The sequence below is a fragment of the Bilophila sp. 4_1_30 genome, assembly GCF_000224655.1.
Classification (GTDB): Bacteria; Desulfobacterota; Desulfovibrionia; order Desulfovibrionales; family Desulfovibrionaceae; genus Bilophila; species Bilophila wadsworthia.
The window spans coordinates 1-2,080 of the sequence record NZ_JH114239.1 but is presented as its reverse complement, the minus strand read 5'-3'; the positions used below and the strand labels follow the sequence as shown (position 1 = coordinate 2,080).

The window sequence follows — 2,080 nt, the reverse complement described above, 5'->3', positions numbered from 1 at the left end:
CCTCGCGCAGGAGCGAAACCGTGCACCGGAAGGTGGCCGGGGGGCTGGCACAGACCGCCAGCGCTTCCCACGTTCCGGGGACAAGCCCCGGCAGCACGGGCTGGCCCTGTGAGGAGTGGCAGGGCGGCACTCCGCCTGATTCGATAAGGATATCGGCCAGCGTGGGGATCTCGCGCTCCTGGAAGATCCGTCTGTGGGCCATTGTGCCGAGCGCGTCCCCGGCCTGTAGGTGGAACAGTTTTTCGCAAGCCGCGTTCCAGAATGAGATTCGGCAGGTTGCGTCCAACAAGAAATGAGGGACGGGAGACGCGCCCAGAGGGTGGGATGGAACCATGAAACCTCCTTCGTCTCCCGTCGGCTTTTTGGGGAATGCCCTACATGAGCCCGAGGGGGACGGCAATGATGAGAATCGCGGCCGTCATCACGGCCACCCAGAACGCGGAGAGGAGCGCTCCGGGCTTGAACATGTCGTACATCCGGTAATATCCGGCGGGGTAGGTCACCAGCGGGACCGCATCAAGCGGCAGCAGGAATGCCGCCGACACGCTGAAGCCCATCGGGATGGCCAGCATGGCCGGGTTGACGCCCATGGTGCCGGCAAGCGCCACCAGCGCGGGGAGGAGCACGGCGACGATGGCGGTGTTCACCGGGATGAGCAGGTGGATAACCACGGTAAACAGGGAAATCACCGCTATAACACCTGCAAGCGGCATACCCGCGACGCCGCCGAGACAGGCATGGGCGATCCACGCCGCGCCGCCCGTTTCCCAGATAGCCATGCCGAGGGCGTTGGACGCGCCGATCAGCATGAGGCTGTCCCATCCGATCCGGCCCTTGTCCTGTTCCCATGTGAGCAGTTCGACGGTCGGGAGCGAGAAGATCGCGCAGCCGATGACCGCCGCCACGGGCAGCGGGATGCCGTGCAGCTTTTCCGTGCTCCAGAGGATGAAGTTCACGGCCAGCACGGCGATGAACACGCTTTCCCTCCGCCCAAGCCCGCCGAGCCCGGCGTATTCCCGCTCCACGAGATCCATGCCCGCGAGCCGTCCGATTTCCGGGGGGAAGGCCCGGATGACGAGCCACCACGCCAGCGGCGTGAGCACGAGGACCATGGGCATCCCGATAGCCGTCCACTCGAAGAACCCGATGTGTACGCCGGCGGTGCTCTGGAGGAGGCTTATGGTCATCATGTTCATGGCGCTTCCCGCCGGGGTGCCGACGCCGCCGATGAGGCAGGCGATGGGCAGCCCGAGCATAACCGCCTTGCCGAAATTGCTGGTTCCCTTCACGCAGCCGTTTTTTTCGAGCAGCAGGACAGCCACGGGCAGCATCATGGCGACGACGGGTATGTCCGCGAGGATGGTGGAGAGCAGCGCGCAGACCATCATCAGGAGCAGCAGGAGGCGCACAGGAGAACCCTTGGATCGCAGGCTCGTCCACAGGACGATGCGGCGGCTCAGGCCGGAGTTCTGGAAGGCGATGGCGATGCAGAACATGGCGAACACGAAGAAGATCGTCGGCGTGGCGAACAGTTGCATCATCTTGGGCAGAGGCAGGATGCCCGCCACGGCGGGCAGTACGGCGAACAGCACGGAGGCGACGGCGACGGGCAGGATCTCGAATACCCATATCAGCACGGCGGCGAACATCATGGCGATGGCCCGTTTGCCGTTGGGTGACAGCCCGTCGGGGCATGGAAGGGAAACCAGCAGAAAATATCCCAGAAGGATGGCGAGGCCGATGCAGCCCTTGCGCAGGGAAGTGGTCATGTTGGCGTCCTCGTGGCAGATCTGCGGACATTTGTGAAAACAATAACGCAGTCTGCGCGTTGATGGCAAGATGAAGTACAAATCTACCATTCAATAGATGTAAATCGATGTGTCTTGTCCCGGATGGCGGAATCCAAGGGCTCCGCCCCTCGGACCCCGGCAGAGGCGCTGCCTCTGCACTCCGCAAGGGGCGAGCCGCCCCTTGACCCGGCGGCGCGTTTTCTCCGGCGGCTTGCCGCCGAAGAAAACGCTTGGCGGGACAGTGAAGGATGGGGGTATTCTCGGTGGCGTAAAGGAAGGTCTTTTTCCAC

General features: G+C 63.6%; 2 protein-coding genes. Both read right to left on the bottom strand.

Features of this window, described 5'->3' with window-relative positions:
- On the bottom strand, positions 1-334 hold a 334-nt coding region (locus HMPREF0178_RS19820; RefSeq protein WP_009369319.1), incomplete at its 3' end, for a PAS domain-containing protein.
- A 40-nt stretch (positions 335-374) separates the two neighbouring features.
- Positions 375-1,769, bottom strand: a complete 1,395-nt coding sequence (locus tag HMPREF0178_RS19815) for an SLC13 family permease (RefSeq protein ID WP_009369318.1) — start codon at positions 1,767-1,769, stop codon at positions 375-377.
- Positions 1,770-2,080: the final 311 nt, after the last annotated feature.